Source organism: Blautia sp. NSJ-140 (assembly GCF_022868965.1).
Classification (GTDB): domain Bacteria; phylum Bacillota; class Clostridia; order Lachnospirales; family Lachnospiraceae; genus Blautia_A.
The window spans coordinates 1-15,249 of sequence record NZ_JALIFS010000012.1; the positions used below are offsets into that span (position 1 = coordinate 1).

At 44.1% G+C, this 15,249-nt stretch carries 15 protein-coding genes, 1 tRNA gene and 1 rRNA gene; 1 reads left to right on the plus strand and 16 read right to left on the minus strand.

Features of this window, described 5'->3' with window-relative positions; translation table 11 throughout:
- The 13 genes from MUB50_RS13265 to MUB50_RS13325 all read right to left on the minus strand — a co-directional run.
- Positions 1-117: ribosomal RNA gene (locus MUB50_RS13265) — 16S ribosomal RNA — on the minus strand; the annotation flags it as partial.
- A gap of 336 nt (positions 118-453) precedes the next feature.
- Positions 454-541, minus strand: a tRNA-Ser gene (locus MUB50_RS13270).
- A gap of 297 nt (positions 542-838) precedes the next feature.
- Positions 839-1,552, minus strand: a complete 714-nt coding sequence (locus MUB50_RS13275) for a TraX family protein (RefSeq protein WP_021885873.1) — start codon at positions 1,550-1,552, stop codon at positions 839-841.
- Between the two features lie 499 nt (positions 1,553-2,051).
- Positions 2,052-3,737, minus strand: a complete 1,686-nt coding sequence (locus MUB50_RS13280) for a sulfate adenylyltransferase subunit 1 (protein WP_118625791.1) — start codon at positions 3,735-3,737, stop codon at positions 2,052-2,054.
- 1 nt (position 3,738) lies between these two features.
- Positions 3,739-4,641, minus strand: coding sequence for a sulfate adenylyltransferase subunit CysD (gene cysD, locus MUB50_RS13285; protein WP_015526618.1), 903 nt, complete (start codon positions 4,639-4,641; stop codon positions 3,739-3,741).
- A gap of 56 nt (positions 4,642-4,697) precedes the next feature.
- The gene (locus tag MUB50_RS13290) at positions 4,698-5,009 is read right to left on the minus strand and encodes a 4Fe-4S dicluster domain-containing protein (protein WP_015526617.1); all 312 of its coding nucleotides are present in this window, start codon (positions 5,007-5,009) and stop codon (positions 4,698-4,700) included.
- Entirely contained in the window at positions 4,993-6,699 is a 1,707-nt protein-coding gene (locus tag MUB50_RS13295) for an adenylyl-sulfate reductase subunit alpha (protein WP_118625787.1), read from the minus strand. Before MUB50_RS13295 ends, MUB50_RS13290 begins: the two co-directional genes overlap by 17 nt.
- 5 nt (positions 6,700-6,704) lie before the next feature.
- Positions 6,705-7,121 (minus strand): M67 family metallopeptidase, encoded by a 417-nt coding sequence (locus tag MUB50_RS13300; RefSeq protein ID WP_118625785.1) that lies wholly within the window; start codon positions 7,119-7,121, stop codon positions 6,705-6,707.
- Between the two features lie 37 nt (positions 7,122-7,158).
- The gene (gene thiF, locus MUB50_RS13305; RefSeq protein WP_015526615.1) at positions 7,159-7,965 is read right to left on the minus strand and encodes a thiazole biosynthesis adenylyltransferase ThiF; all 807 of its coding nucleotides are present in this window, start codon (positions 7,963-7,965) and stop codon (positions 7,159-7,161) included.
- On the minus strand, positions 7,965-8,174 hold the full coding sequence (thiS, locus tag MUB50_RS13310) for a sulfur carrier protein ThiS (protein WP_021650460.1): 210 nt from the start codon (positions 8,172-8,174) through the stop codon (positions 7,965-7,967). Before thiS ends, thiF begins: the two co-directional genes overlap by 1 nt.
- 12 nt (positions 8,175-8,186) lie before the next feature.
- Positions 8,187-8,432, minus strand: a complete 246-nt coding sequence (locus MUB50_RS13315; RefSeq protein ID WP_015526613.1) for a sulfurtransferase TusA family protein — start codon at positions 8,430-8,432, stop codon at positions 8,187-8,189.
- Positions 8,425-9,288: a 4Fe-4S binding protein gene (locus tag MUB50_RS13320; protein WP_118625783.1), complete on the minus strand. Its 864-nt coding sequence runs from the start codon at positions 9,286-9,288 to the stop codon at positions 8,425-8,427. Before MUB50_RS13320 ends, MUB50_RS13315 begins: the two co-directional genes overlap by 8 nt.
- Before the next feature lie 62 nt (positions 9,289-9,350).
- A complete protein-coding gene (locus MUB50_RS13325; protein ID WP_118625781.1) occupies positions 9,351-10,589 on the minus strand; it encodes an O-acetylhomoserine aminocarboxypropyltransferase/cysteine synthase family protein in 1,239 nt (412 codons plus the stop codon).
- A gap of 193 nt (positions 10,590-10,782) precedes the next feature.
- On the opposite strand from MUB50_RS13325, the gene MUB50_RS13330 reads away from it, so the two are divergent.
- On the plus strand, positions 10,783-11,190 hold the full coding sequence (locus MUB50_RS13330) for a hypothetical protein (RefSeq protein ID WP_244791616.1): 408 nt from the start codon (positions 10,783-10,785) through the stop codon (positions 11,188-11,190).
- A gap of 144 nt (positions 11,191-11,334) precedes the next feature.
- Here the strand turns inward: MUB50_RS13330 and MUB50_RS13335 are convergent, their stop codons facing one another.
- The 3 genes from MUB50_RS13335 to MUB50_RS13345 all read right to left on the minus strand — a co-directional run bounded on the left by MUB50_RS13335 (position 11,335) and on the right by MUB50_RS13345 (position 15,095).
- Positions 11,335-12,348 carry a sulfate ABC transporter substrate-binding protein gene (locus tag MUB50_RS13335; protein ID WP_118625779.1) on the minus strand — a complete coding sequence of 338 codons (1,014 nt, stop codon included), beginning with the start codon at positions 12,346-12,348 and terminating at the stop codon, positions 11,335-11,337.
- A gap of 526 nt (positions 12,349-12,874) precedes the next feature.
- Entirely contained in the window at positions 12,875-14,116 is a 1,242-nt protein-coding gene (thiH, locus tag MUB50_RS13340) for a 2-iminoacetate synthase ThiH (protein ID WP_118625775.1), read from the minus strand.
- 193 nt (positions 14,117-14,309) lie between these two features.
- Positions 14,310-15,095, minus strand: coding sequence for a thiazole synthase (locus MUB50_RS13345; protein WP_118170203.1), 786 nt, complete (start codon positions 15,093-15,095; stop codon positions 14,310-14,312).
- Positions 15,096-15,249: the final 154 nt, after the last annotated feature.

Consider the following 15,249-nt stretch of genomic DNA (forward strand, 5'->3'; position numbering starts at 1 on the left):
CGCCACTAGAATTAAATTAAATCGACCGAAGTTTCAATAAAGTAATTCCCGTTCGACTTGCATGTGTTAAGCACGCCGCCAGCGTTCATCCTGAGCCAGGATCAAACTCTCTGATAAAATGTTTGATTCATTTACTCAAGACAACCGTTTGGCTATCTCTCGTTTTTACTGCTTTTGGTTTGTTTAAACCGTTCTTTAAATGTAAAGAAATTTTCGAGAATCGTATGTGTTTCACTGTTTAGTTATCAAGGTTTGTTGCGTCTGTCTCTCAGACAGCTCATTTATTTTATCTCATCTCAAATCGTTTGTCAAGTACTTTTTTCAACTTTTTTCAAACTCTTTTTTGATGAATCTCTGTCTCGTTGACAGCTTGTTTACTTTATCATGTCTGCAAGCATTTGTCAACAAGTTTTTTTCATTTTTTTGAAAAATTTATTTTTTTCAAAAAAATAACGGAGAAGGAGGGATTTGAACCCTCGCGCCGCGTTAGCGACCTATACCCTTAGCAGGGGCACCTCTTCGGCCTCTTGAGTACTTCTCCAGACTCCGAACTTATAATTTCTTATTAAATTGGAGCGCATTTCTTCTGTGTTTCATCCGAAACGCATGGTTAATTATAGCTGAACGTACTATAATTTGTCAACACTTTTTTTATTTTTTTTACATTAATTTTATTCTACTATGATAGATATGGAATCGAACAAGAGATATACTGTAGTGTTAATGGCTTTACAGCCTTTAGATCCATTAGAAAAGGGGCTGTGAAATAACAGTCATCTACGCAAAAAGAGGACTTTTCGTTCATTTTAAAAGAAAAGTCCTTTTTAAAATTTCATATTCAAATCTTAAGACACATTCTTATAATTCCTAAAATCAGCAAATGTACTGGATAAAAAAGATAATTAAACCACTTATTCTGTTTTCCACGTTCTCCATTATAAGTAAGTGTCAGGCCAAATCCAAGCAAAGCCCATGGTTCTTTGAACATGGAAAGATAGGAAAATGGAATCGCAAGTGCCTGTCGGTCATGAAAAATATAATAGAAATATCCAATCAGCACCGCATGGTGTTCATAATCTAATCCTAGATTCATTGCAGCAAAGCACAATACTGCCACAATGAGAAATGATACGAAATACCATAAAGCTTTCGGCAATGCTGCCATCTTTTCCTTGAGTACATCAATCAGCCAGATCATGGCAAGCACCAAGGCTAACGTAAACATAATATTGTTCCAGTTGGCTTCAAAAAATGTAGCTGTTGTACACATATCAAAAGGAATTTCTGATATTACTCCAAATACAAGAAGTGTAATTAAATACTTCCATTTATTTTTTGTGTGGAAATAGCCTTCCACGAGAAGGAAGATGAATATTGGAAATGCGATTCTTCCTAAAATATCAAAAAAGTCACTCAACCGATTCAATGCTCCTCCATCCAAATTCGGATAGATTAACGCTTTGTTTGTGTGATCGATAAGCATAGATAGAAAAGCAATGTATTTAAGCTGTGCCCCTGAAAATATTTTTATTCTTTCTTTTATATTGTTCATAAAAAATAGTCCTTTTTTTAATTTCTTCAATTACATTCACTTATTGGGTCATCTTTACCCACCCCACTGGATATGGCGAAAAGGAACCGTTGAATAGTAGGAAGCTAAGATTGTGATAACTCTATATTACTATAGTTGTTTTGAAAAAACTATATAAAAGAAGAGTTTATGAAGCATAAAGCTTTAAAGAAAATCGAAGGAGGAAAGTCCACTCAAAGAGTGAATATACAAAAATAAAAGATTAAGGTGCAGAAACTTTATCTGGAATTGTTGGAGAAATTGCAGTAGCATACAGGTTACTGTTCACTCCCGTGTCAATCACTTCGCTGATTGACACGGAGGATGCATGTTTTGGCTTGAATGCATCTCGCCCCATCGCCAAAGGCGATTTAAAATGGCGAGATGCGTTGCTGGTCGCACATCGTGTGAACAGTAACGCATACAGCGAAAACAGAGGCTGAAATGAAGAGCTGGATGCAAATGAAAGATATATTTTTTATCAGATCATCCAGAAATTATCTGTGCAGACAATCTTTCTGTATGTCTCAAACTTGAACCACTTATTATGGAACTCTGACTTATTATCAGTTGATTTAAACTCATCCAGGAACTGCTGGTAATCGGCATCGCTGCGGATTTCGAGGGCAAAGCCTCTCTCATCCACAACAGGAAGTCCCATAAAGGCATACTTGTCTAACGTAATAATATCCAGTACCTTTTTATCACGGATCAGAACAGCCGCATTATCCTCCAGAGAAACAATATCAAAATAGCCCGGATACTCAAAGCTGTCACCCTCAACAGGCACCACGTCCCCTACATGGTAAGTCTTAACCTCTTTATCCGCCTTGGAAAGCAGCGCATTCTCAAGGTTAAAATAAAACTCCTCAAAAACATAACCGCCAACCTTCACATCATCCTTCTGGAAATAAGGCTTCTCCCCCTCAGTATCAACCGATTCCACAACACCACATGCAGAAGTCATATGACTCACACGGTCGATCAGGATCAGCTCACCAAGAGTCTTATTCCTCTTAAACTCATCCAGCACAACCTTATCAGAAAGACCGATTTTGCAAAGAGCGATCTCATTCTTCTCAATCGTATCCGCATGCAGATGCTCCCCGGTATTTACATCCGTCTTAAACTCAATACTCTTAACCACACCTGCGATCTTCTTGGTACCAAGCTTCACAAGATACTCCTTGCCCACTTCAAGCCTGGAATCATCCATCCATAGAAGAGTAGCCTCAAATCCCTTTGCAACAGGAATCTCATTATTATTGGTAAGAACACATCCACGGCTTACATCAACCTCTTTATCCAGCTGGATCGTAACAGCCTGGCCGGCAACAGCCTCCTCACGATCATCACTACCCACCAGGATCGTCTTAACAGCCGCTGTCTCGTTGCTTGGGAGCGTTGTGATGATATCGCCTACATGAACCCGGCCACTCTCGATCTGGCCCTGGAAACCGCGAAATTCATGGTTTGGACGGGAAACACGCTGAACAGGAAGATAAAATTCGCTGACATTCTCAGCCTCTGAAACATCCACAGTCTCAAGATGCTCCAAAAGAGCTTTACCCGTATACCAGGGCATATTCGGAGACTTCTTCGTTACGTTATCACCCTCTGTAGCACTGACAGGAATAATCACAACATCCTGAAGCCCCAGAGTCTCAGAAAGCTCATTGATATCCTTTACAATCTCATTAAAACGACTCTCACTGTAATCAACAAGATCCATTTTGTTAACAGCAAATACAAAATGATGGATACCCATCAGAGCGCAGATACGTGCATGACGCCTTGTCTGAACCAGAACCCTCTGCTTCGCATCCACAAGAATAATGGAAAGCTGAGCAAAGGAAGCTCCAACCGCCATGTTCCTTGTGTACTCCTCATGTCCGGGAGTATCCGCAACGATAAAACTTCTTTTATCGGTTGTAAAATAACGATACGCAACATCAATGGTGATTCCCTGCTCACGTTCTGCCATCAGGCCATCCAGAAGAAGAGAATAATCAATGGCACCACCTCTGGAACCTACCTTGCTGTCCAGAAGAAGGGCTTTTTCCTGGTCCGCATATAAAAGCTTGGAATCATAAAGAATATGACCGATCAGTGTAGATTTTCCATCATCCACACTTCCGCAAGTGATAAATTTCAGTAATCCGCTCATCCTAGAAGTACCCCTCTCTCTTTCTTTTTTCCATGCTTGCAGCTCCGCCGTCGGAATCAATAACACGTGTGGTTCTCTCAGATTCCACAGAGCTTAAAGTCTCGTCAATGATCTCGTCCAGTGTCTCCGCGTCAGACTCGATACCACCTGTCAGAGGATAGCATCCGAGAGTACGGAAACGCACCTTTTTCATCTGCGGCTCCTCACCCGGGTTCAGGCGCATCCTGTCGTCATCCACCATGATAATATTTCCGTCTCTGTATACAACCGGACGCTCTTTTGCAAAATAAAGAGGAACGATCGGGATATTTTCTCTCTTAATGTACTGCCAGATATCAGTCTCAGTCCAGTTGGAAATCGGGAAAACACGGATGCTTTCGCCTTTATTGATCTCCGTATTATAAAGCTTCCACATCTCCGGACGCTGGTTCTTCGGATCCCATGCCTGCTCTGCGTTACGGAAGGAGAAGATACGCTCTTTTGCACGGCTTTTCTCCTCGTCACGACGACCGCCGCCAAAAGCAGCTGTAAAACCATATTTCTTAAGAGCCTGCTTCAGAGCCTGCGTTTTCATGATATCTGTGTATGCGGAGCCACTGTCAAAAGGATTGATTCCCTGCTTCACACCATCCTGATTAATGTACTCAAGCATTTCGATCCCCAGATCCTTCGCGGTTTTGTCACGGAACTCAATCATCTCTTTAAATTTCCATGTCGTATTTACGTGAAGAAACGGGAATGGCGGTTTCTCAGGATAAAAAGCCTTCATTGCAAGATGAAGCATTACAGAACTGTCTTTTCCTATAGAATAAAGCATTACCGGCTTCTCGCACTCTGCTGCAACTTCACGGATGATATAAATTGCCTCTGCTTCCAGCTCATCCAAATGTGATAATCCACTCATATCTGATCTCATCCTCCTGTTCCGGCCGCCAGAACCGGCAGCACTTATCTTCTGGTCTAATATTTATTCGAATTCCGTCGATCCACATCGATCACGGATGTAGAACCGTCCGTTTTTGTAATGATCCAGTGAAGGATATCCCCTTCGCTTTTTACATTCATGATACTTCCGTTACCGCCGATATCTGCACCAAGGAAAAAGTCGATGGCACCGGCTTTACATTCCTTTACACAGGAAACGCAGCCCCAGCAGTTTTTCGGATATTTCATCACGGCTTTTTTGTCTTCCATGACGATCAGGGTTCCCGGACATACTTCACTGCATTTTCTGCAGCCAACACATTTTTTCTGATCAATTCGTATGCTCATATGTGTCCTCCTTTACAATGTCACGGAAAATTATCCTGATATCGCCGTTTTCCAGTTTCGAATTTACATATTTATAAAATTTCTCATCTGTTTCCGGATGATCCAGATTTTCGTTAAAAGAATGCCATCTGGTCTCTTTGCGGTTTTTCAGATGAGCGATCAGTGAACGGCACACAATGAGACGCTCACGAAGTTCATATGCAAACATCAGCTCATGCATATCTGCTGCCGCTGTTTTTTCGGCAAGAGCCTGAAGCTGAACGATTTTTTCATCTGCAAGAGCAAGCTGCTTCTCATTAAACTGATAATTAGAAGCAATTCCTCCCGCATATTCATCCATGACTTTCTGCATAGCCTCTTCCAGCTCTTCCACGGAAAATGCCGGTGCGTCTTCATTTCGGAACTTTTCGTACTGGGAAAGAATCTCCTCTTCCTGAACCTTGATCTCTGTCTCAGTCTGAACATCTGCTTCCTTCAGAGTTCCGGCCTTAAACTGTTTCACCATATCCAATGCTGCAAGCTTTCCTTCTGCAAGAGCTCCTGTTACATATTTCTGCGGGCATCCGCCTGCAACATCACCTGCTGCATATAGTCCCTTTACCGTAGTTTCACGGCCTGTATTTACCCAGTAACCGCTGGCTGTATGACCGCCTACGATATATGGCTCTGTTCCCTGGATCTCCACATCCTGCTCGCTGGGGTTCTTTCCGCTTTCGATCCATTTCAGAGTCTGGCTCGGTGCCATGTTGAGATAAGCCTTCAGAAGATCTTCATCCTGTTCCTTCGTGATCCCTGTAGTCTTCAGGTAACACGGGCCGTGGCCAAGCTGATTTTCCCGAACTGTTCCGTAAACTCTCTCGCTTGTGGTCAGTCCGTATTTTGTCTCATAGATCTCGCCAGCTGCATTGATCTGTTTTGCGCCGACACCCTGTGCGATGGTTCCCGTAGGAGCAATGGTATCCTTGCAGCGAAGTGCGATAAAACGCATCTCAAAGGACGTCATCTCCGCACCTGCCAGAATTCCCATTGCGTATCCGGCACCTGTGTTAAACGGCGGATACCACATCTTATGCCTGGAAAATCCGGGATTGTTTGGTTTATAAAGTCCGGCCGCTCCGCCTGTTGCAGCAAGAACTGCCTTTGCCCGGATAATGTATGCGGTTTCTTCCATAATAGAGAAACCAACCGCTCCGTAAACCTGTCCGTCTTTTACAAGAAGGTCTGTGATATTTACATAATTCAGAACGTCTACGTTCTCAGCTTTATGAACTGCATCAGCAAGAAGAGGTTTAAAATTTTCGCCATTGATCTTGATATTACGGTTTCCTCTGGCTACATAATCACCATTTTCATCCTTCAGGATCACAAGCCCAAGCTTCTCCATTTTTGCGGTAACTTCGTTGAAATTCTCCGCTGCTGTAAGAAGAAGGTCCTGCCTTACGATACCGGCGGCATCCTTTGTGGCATAATCTACATAATCCTGCGGCTTGCGGCCTTTTACAATGTAGGCATTGATTGCATTAACACCTGCTGCCAGACAGCCGCTTCGTCTGATATTTGCTTTTTCTGCGATCAGTACTCTGCCGGCTTTCTGTTCTGAGAGAACCAGCGCCGCATAGCAGCCTGCAGTACCTCCGCCTATGATCAGCACGTCTGTTGTAATTTCCTTTGTGTTTAATCTGTTTTTCATACTCATCACTCTGTTATCTGAAGCTCATGTACAGTTACATTTTTCTCTTTATCTACGCCAAAAGCCTTCAACACCGGATTTTCTGCATCCATAAGGGAGAGGATCAGATATTCGATGTTCGGGTCAAATGCAAGTCGTTTATCTTCTTCGGAAGGCCTTGACGGAGACTCCGGATGAGAATGAAAGTTTCCGATCATCTGATATCCGTTCTGACGGATATCTTTGATCGCGCTCAGCTGTTCCTTCGGGTCCATGGAAAAGTGTTCGTTGCTTTCATCGATATTTGTCAGCAGATACACCTTCTCGATGGTTTTTACATCGCCCTCAATGTTCCCTCCCAGAAGGCCGCAGGACTCATTGGGAAGTCCTTTTCTGCAGTGGTCTAATATTTTCTCGTAATCTTCTTTTTTTAATTTCAGCATTTCTTCGCAGCCTCCAATGGGTTTCTATACTTAATTTTCAGTGTTTCAATTCACACACAGCCTGCTCATAATCGATCAGTTCTGTGATCGTCGGATCATCGCCGCATACCGGGCAATGATGATTCTTCGGAAGCTTCACAGTACGGAAGGTCATCTTCAGTGCATCGTAGGTGAGAAGTCTTCCTGTAAGGAGATCGCCCTGTCCGATGATATACTTGATAGCTTCCATTGCCTGAAGGCTTCCGATCACTCCGCCCATAGCTCCGATCACGCCAGCCTGCTTACAGGTCGGTACGGCATCCTTAGGCGGCGGGCTCTGAAATGCACATCTGTAGCATGGGCCCTGTCCCGGAACGTAAGTCATCAGCTGTCCCTGGAAACGGATGATTCCTGCATGTGAAAACGGTTTCTCAGCCATTACACAGGCATCGTTGATCAGGAATTTTGCAGGAAAGTTGTCTGTTCCGTCAAGAATGAAATCGTAATCTTTGATCAGATCCATGATGTTGCTGGAATCTACAAAGGTATGATATGTATTTACAGTAACGTCCGGGTTGATTGCTTTCATGGTCTCAGCCGCAGACTCTACCTTCAGTTTGCCTACATCTGCAGTTGTGTGGATGACCTGTCGCTGAAGATTGGAAAGATCCACCTCATCTGCATCCGCGATCCCGATTGTTCCCACACCTGCTGCTGCAAGGTAGAGGGCTGCCGGTGCTCCAAGTCCGCCGGCTCCGATGATCAGAACCTTTGCATTCAGAAGCTTTTTCTGACCTTTTACTCCGACCTCTTTCAGGATGATATGGCGGGAGTACCGCTCAAGCTGCTCATTTGTAAAAGCCATTATCTTGCGCCTCCTCCCATGTAGTACAGGAACTCAACAACATCGCCGTCCTTTACCTCTGTCTCCGGAACGTCTGCCTTACTGATGAATTCATCGTTGATAGTTACGGTTACATACTCAGGACTTTCGATATCCTCTTTCTCAATAAGCTCTGTAAGCTTCAGTCCGTCTTCGTATTCCTTTTTATTTCCTGCAACTGTGATTGTCATTTCTCTGTTCTCCTATTCTTCAACTTTTCTTACGATCAGTGTATAAGTTCCGTCTTCGTTGTCCTCGAGTTTCAGGATCTGATGTCCTTCTTCCTTCACGCTTCTCGGCACATTCTGTACCGGCTCGCCATCGTTCATTTTGATCGCCAGGATCTGTCCGTCATCCAGCTCCTCAAGTGCTACTTTTGCTTTTACAAAGGTTACCGGGCAAACTACATCGGTAATATCTACTGTATCATCAATCTTAATATCAGCCATTGTATGCTCCTTTCAAAACTTTCTGAAGTTTTTCAGCACCTACCCGGTCGATGGTAAATTTAAAACGCTCTCCCGGATTTGCATGATCCTCAAAGAACCGGATCGCTGCATCGGTCACTCTGAAAAGCTGCTCCTCAGAGGTGATCAGCGGAAGGAATTCCTGTCCCCTGCTGATGTGATTTCCAAACGTTCCTCCAAAGGAAACGATATATGCTTCGTTTACATCCCATACATCCACAGGACAGGATTTTGCACATCTGCCACAGTAGTTACATTTCTCTGTATCGATCACCAGCTTGTCATCCTCAAAGGAGATGGCGTTTTCTCTGCAGGCCTTTTCGCAGACGCCGCAGTGGATACATGCATCCTCTTTCCAGCTGACCTCAGCTGCTCCCTTGATCCCTACATCATTCTCCTCTGCCTTCAGACAGTTGTTCTGACATCCGGTAACACCGAATTTAAATTTATGAGGAAGCTCTCTTCCGAAATATCTCTCATTTAATTTCACCGCAATGTCATAGCTGTTGATATTTCCGCTTGGACAGACAGCGTTGCCCTGGCAGGCTGTAACTGTACGGACTCTCGGTCCGCAGACACCAGGCTTGCATCCGCCTTTTGCAAGATCATCCTTTACATCATCAATATCATCTAATTTAATGAACGGGATCTCAACTCCCTGTCTGGAAGTAAGATGTACATATCCGTCACCGTATTTCTCAGCTACCTCTGCGATCTTCTTAAGGTTTTCTGCGGTAAGTGTACCGCCTACACAGGCAAGACGAAGGGAAAAATTATTTTTCTGCTTCTGTCTCATGAAACCACCTTTTTTTAATGTAGCGTAATCTACTTTTGCCATAACGAACTCTCCATTTCTCTGCTGGTGCAACTCCTGGTACATCGTTTTCGGTGTACCATATTTTATCGGTTATTTTCTATCGCTTGTTTGAAATCTTCTTTTAAATCTTCAATATCTTCAATTCCCACACTGATACGGATCAGATCCTCGAATACTCCGGACTGCTGCTTCTCTTCATCGGAGATGTGTGCCGCAATGGTGGATTCCGGATGAATCACCAGGGTCTTCGTATCTCCGATATTGGAGATGATCAGCGGGATCTTCAATGAATTAATAATGGAAAAAGCCTTCTCCTTGCTTCCGGTTCTTACGGTTACGATAGCTCCGTAGCCATTCTTAAACTGCTTTTCCGCAATTTCGTGATAAGAGCTTTCTTCCAGTCCCGGATAATTTACTTCAATGTCATCACCCAGGCCCTGTAAAAATCTCGCAAGCTCCAGTGCATTATCACACTGTCTCTGCATTCGAAGTCCCAGAGTTTCCAGTCCCAGGTTATTAAGGAAAGCATTCTGCGGAGCAAGACACGCGCCAGTGTTCCGGAAAAGTCCGTTTCTAAGCTTGGCGATGTATGCAAATGGTCCGAATTTCCGGTATGGAGCAAGTCCCGGATATCGGTCAGGGTCCCATTTCAGACCCTTACCACAGACAAGAATGCCGCTGATCGCATCACTGCTTCCATTAATATATTTGGAAGAGGAATGAACCACAATGTCAGCTCCAAGCTTCAGTGGCTGGATCAGATACGGTGTTGCCACGGTGTTGTCTACGATCAGCGGTACGTCATACTTATGTGCCACTTCTGCAACTGCCTGGATATCGGTAACGTCCAGCTTGGGGTTTCCGATGGTCTCCGCAAAAACAATTCTCGTCTTCTCTGTGATCTCTGCCTCAAAAGCTTCCGGCTTATTCTCTTTCACATATTTTACGGAAATCCCGAAAGGCTTCAGATCATCGAACAGTTCCACGGTTCCGCCGTACAGTCCGCAGGCTGCCACGATCTCGTCTCCCGCCTGAAGAATGTTCAGAAACGCATTGGTCAGCGCTGCCATTCCGGATGCACAGGCCACACTTCCGATCCCATCCTCCAGCATGGTCACTCTCTTCTCAAAGGACTCTACCGTAGGATTGTTGATCCTTGTATAGGAGAAGCCCATTTTTTTATTGTCAAAAATTTTCTCCAGGTCTTCCGCACTGTCATGTCGGAATGCGCTGCTCTGATAGATTGGAACCTGTGTGGCTCCCTGCGGATATTTCTCATTAGTGCCGTGGAGCAGTCCTGTATTAAAGCCGTATTCGTTCATAGCCTCTTCCCTTTCTTTTGTTGACACTTATATTAACCTACTATTCATAGTATGTCAATAGGAAAACTGTATTAAATGTATTTTTTTGTGTACACAACTATATGACAGCATGATACAATTATAGCAGTTACGATAATTACAGCACCAAAAGAAAGATGCCCGCAGGCATACAAACCTGCATTAAGAACAGGAGGTGATCCCTATCAATATAAACCCGAAACTCCGGAATATTTCTCATTCTTTATTCAGTCCCACCCTTGATTTCCGCGTCCGGCTGTTCAACATCCTCGCCCTGGGAGGTACTGTAATCAGCCTGATCATGACCTTTCTCAGTCTCGGGACCGGTTCCTGGGAAAATGTACTAATCAATTTTGCGCTGGTTGCAGTCTCCGGAGGACTTTTTCTTTATTCCTATTACAGTGGAAAATATCAGCGCAGCTACCTGATCACCATTGTCGTGATCTTTCTGATCGTTTTTCCGGTGATGTTTTTTACCAGCGGCGGTTATCGTGGCGGCATGCCGGCATGCCTGATCCACCTTGTGATTCACATTGCCCCCTCTGCCGTTATTTTGCAGACCGGAAAATCCATAGCTGCATGAGATGTTGACAGTTGCTATATATCAGGTACAGATTTTCCAGTCGCAAAAGGCACATCATATTTACATAAAAGAAGCTGCAGACTCTGTTTTTCCACTGTTCTGCAGCTTCTTTGTGTTATTCCGTCCGACTATAGCTTCTGCTGTCTATCCTTCGTAAATCTGATCAAAAATCCCTCCATCTGAGAAATGTGTTTCCTGTGCCTTTTTCCATCCACCGAAATCATCAATGGTGACAAGATTGATGTTCAGGTCAAAGACATCGGAGTACTCTTTCAGGATATCCTGATTGGATGGGCGGTAATAATTATCCCCTGCAATCCACTGTGCTTCATCGGAATAGAGATAATTCAGATATTCCTCTGCCACATCCCTGGTGCCTCTTTTGTCTACGACTTTATCGACTACTGCTACAGACGGCTGTGCAAGGATGCTGATGCTTGGTGTTACGATCTCGTAGTCGTCCGGATAATCTTTTACGGAAAGATAGGCTTCATTTTCCCAGGCGATCAGTACATCACCCTGTCCGTTTTCCACGAAAGAGGTCGTTGCGCCTCTGGCTCCGGTGTCCAGGACAAGTACGTTTTTGTAAAGGTCTCCGATGAATTCTTTAATTTTGTCCTCGTCTCCGTTATATTTATCTTTTGCATAGGCCCAGGCTGCCAGATAGTTCCATCTTGCTCCGCCGGAGGTTTTCGGGTTTGGTGTGATCACACCTACGTCTTTCTTTACCAGATCGTCCCAGTCTTTGATGTTCTTCGGATTTCCTTTTCTCACAAGAAATACAATAGTCGAAGTGTAGGGAGAGCTGTCCTCCGGAAATTCATCCACCCATCCGTCATCGATGAGTCCTGCATCCTGGATCGCATCCACATCATACTCCAGTGCCAGTGTTACCACATCTGCTTCCAGTCCGTTGGAAACCTCAAGTGCCTGCTTGCCGGAACCGCCATGGGACTGTGTGATCTCCACATCCTGGCCTGTTTTTTCCTTCCAGTGCTTCTGGAAGATTTTGTTGTACTGCTCGTAAAGCTCTCTGGTCGGATCATAAGATACATTGGTGATGCTGACACTGTCCGCCGCATAGGTGGTTACGCCTGTAAGGCTTCCAATTGTTGCTATTGCTGCAAGAACTGCTGCTGATTTCCATCTTCTTTTCATAATACTTACCCCCTGTGTTTTGCCTCGTGTTTTGTTGTTGGGGCTATTATAAACATGAGTAAGTCCATAAGAAAACTATTAGATTGGAAACCGTTTTCAGGAGTTTTCGAAAATATGGCTGTTTATGCTAGTTTCACAGATTTTTGTATTTGATTCCACCTGATATTATGTTGTTTTTGTTGATTTTTGCATCGTATTTTATTGTTCCCGGAGTATATGTGAAAACGTCATCAGTCTTATAATTTCCGTGTTTTTCGGGAATTTTGCCAAAGTATATCTTGTTTTTGCGGGATGTTTTCCTTCATCTGTGAAATTTTGGGTCAGTGTCAGACGGATATTTACGATCGAAGCAGTGAACTTTCCTGAAACGCCCCGAAAGAACCTTCCGGGGCATGTAACATTCGTTTTTCCGAAACAGTTATCCACACTCACCCTGAAAAATCGCTCTTCCGGGCGGATGGTTTTCCACATATTCCACAGAAGTTATCCTCTGTTGTCTGTGCGATCCGATTTCGTCGCCTTCATCTCACAGATAAATATAATCATTCATCACCGGCTGCAGGCCATGGTCTTTCAGGGCGTTAAAGACTTCGTCCACGGATCTTCCGTCTGAGATTTCAAACTGATCATCACCTTTATCCTCGATATCATCCACATGGCTTCCGATTCCTGTGCTGACACCTGCAGAGATCTTGGTTGCTGCAATATTTACCAGATTGTCACGGACACGCTCGCACTCTCTGGTGGATACGGTAATACTTGCAAACGGCATAAACAGACGATATGCACAGACTACCTGCAAAAGCTGTGGTTCGTGGACATCCTTCGGGTTGATCCGGTCATTATTGATGATCGGACGAAGTCTCGGGCAGGAAAAAGCGATCTCTGCATGTGGATATTTTCTCTGCAGAAGATATGCATGATATCCCGTTGCAAAAGCATCCTTGCGGAAATCATCCAGTCCCAAAAGTGCCGCAAAGCCAACACCTCGCATGCCGCCCTTCAGTGCACGCTCCTGTGTATTTAACCTGTATGGAAAAATCCTCTTGTGACCTGCAAGATGCAGGGTTTCGTATTTATCGGAATTATAGGTTTCCTGGAAAACTGTCACATAATCTGCGCCGCATTTATGAAGATATGCGTACTCATCAGAATTCATCGGATACACCTCAAGACCGACTACCTTGAAATATTTTCGGGCAATCTCACAGGCCTTTCCGATATATTCTACATTAGATTTCGTTTTGCTCTCTCCGGTAAGGATCAGGATCTCCTGGAGTCCGGTTTCTGCAATAGCTGCCATCTCCTTCTCGATCTCGTCTGCATTCAGCTGTGCACGGCGGATCTTGTTGTGGCAGTTAAATCCACAGTAAATACAGTAGTTCTCACAGTAATTTGCAATGTAGATCGGTGTAAACATGCAGATACTGTTTCCGAAATGTTTCCTTGTTTCGATCCGTGCAGCCTGTGCGATTTCTTCCAGAAGAGGTAGTGCTGCCGGTGAAAGCAATGCTTTAAAATCCTCCGGTGTACGGTTGTCATGAGCAAGCGCTCTCCGTACATCTGCCTCTGTGTACTTATCATAATCATATGCGTTCATTGCGGAAATAACCTGATCCATTACATCAGATTCTTCCAGCTGTTCCATATCCGGAAGGTACTTCATGTGATCGATACGGTTCTTTTTCATATCTTCCAGAATTTCTTCATTTACGATACTTTCATTAAAATGGCCGTCCTGCTGACTGGCCTGTATTGTTTCTGCCATTGTTGCTGTGTCTCTCCTCTCGTACTTTTATTATTTTCAAATTTGTAATATTTCAGTATCTGTTTTTAGCCATTTGTTTTCTTTTCTGCTCTGGTTAATCTGTATCAAGTGAATATTCGTAATCCGCTTTCACTACACAGATTTCCCCTTAATAACCGTATATTTCCGAATCTTTCAATATACTGTCATTATTTTACTCATGCAAAAATCCGGTCAGCGGTGAGGACGCGCTTGCACCTCTCTCCAGAGTTCTTCCCATGCCGGAAAGGTATGCGCTTCTTCCTGCCTCAATAGCTTTCTTAAATGCCTCTGCCATAACGCGGACATCTCCTGCTGTTGCAATAGCCGTATTTGCCATAACTGCTGCAGCACCCATTTCCATAGCCTCACATGCCTGTGATGGACGGCCGATTCCTGCGTCCACGATGATCGGAAGATCGATCTCATCGATAAGGATCTGGATGAATTCTTTTGTACAGATTCCCTTGTTGGAACCTATTGGAGAGCCAAGTGGCATTACACAGGCAGCTCCTGCGTTCACCAGATCTCTGGCTGCATTCAGATCCGGATACATGTATGGCATAACTACAAAGCCCTCTTTTGCAAGGATTTCTGTTGCCTTGATGGTCTCATAGTTATCCGGAAGAAGATATTTGGAGTCATGGATAACTTCAATCTTTACAAAATCTCCGCAGCCAAGCTCGCGGGAAAGCCTTGCAATGCGTACTGCTTCCTGAGCATTTCTGGCTCCTGAGGTGTTCGGAAGAAGCGTAACATCCTTCGGCACATAGTCAAGAATATTGGCAAGTCCGCCCTCATTTGCACGGCGCAGGGCAAGTGTTACGATCTGAGTTCCTGCTTTTTCGATACATGCTTTTACAAGCTCCAGAGAAAATTTTCCGGAACCAAGGATAAAACGGGAAGTAAACTCATGGCCTCCCAGGATCAGTTTGTCTTCATTTGTGTTTGCTGTTGTCATTTTTTATGTCCACCTTTCTGTTATTTATCTGCATTGTATTTCAGCTGCAATAACTGCTCAGTTATTCAAATTTCAAGTCAGCAGTTATCTGCGATTCTGCCCATCCCACAGCCGGATATTCCTGCCCATCTTCAGACTTCTGAACAGGATTTTC